General features: G+C 62.7%; 1 pseudogene. It reads left to right on the top strand.

Features of this window, described 5'->3' with window-relative positions:
• Positions 1 to 544 (top strand): annotated as a pseudogene (locus tag NKH52_RS35595) (transposase); the annotation flags it as partial.

Here is a 544-nt window from a genome sequence, read left to right on the forward strand (position 1 = left end):
CCTGTTGCGTGAACAAATCCACGAGATCGAACAGGAGCGGCTGCGGCAGCTCTCGGTGGTTCCGGACACGGAGAAGGGTCCGCTCGCGATGGTTCGCCTTCTTGCGCGGATCATCGGTGTCGGTATCGAGACTGCGGACATGCTGGTGAATGAGATTCTCTCACGCGGCCGCCGACGCCATTGGTGGGCCCAGAGATCGAGGATGTAGTGCAGGAAGATATTGGCGAGGAGCGGACTGATGCCGTGATCGGCGAGCCGTCGCCCGCTATGCCGGACTTACCGGGGCGCCGGATGAGAGCGGCCAACGCAGGCGCGAGAAAGGTCTTGCGCGGGCCGGCAACGCTCGCGTCCGCTACGGCATGATCCTATTGGCTTGGCGGTTCCTCCAATTCCAAAAGAACAGCGCGCTGGCGCACTGGTTTTGCGCGAGAACGGCCGATGGCCGTGGCGGTACGCGCAAGACAATGATCGTGGCTTTGGCGCGCAAGCTACTGATTGCCTTCTGGCGACTTGTCACGACCGGCGAGATCCCGACGGGAGTAGC

The organism is Mesorhizobium sp. M1066, from assembly GCF_040318635.1.
Classification (GTDB): Bacteria; Pseudomonadota; Alphaproteobacteria; order Rhizobiales; family Rhizobiaceae; genus Mesorhizobium.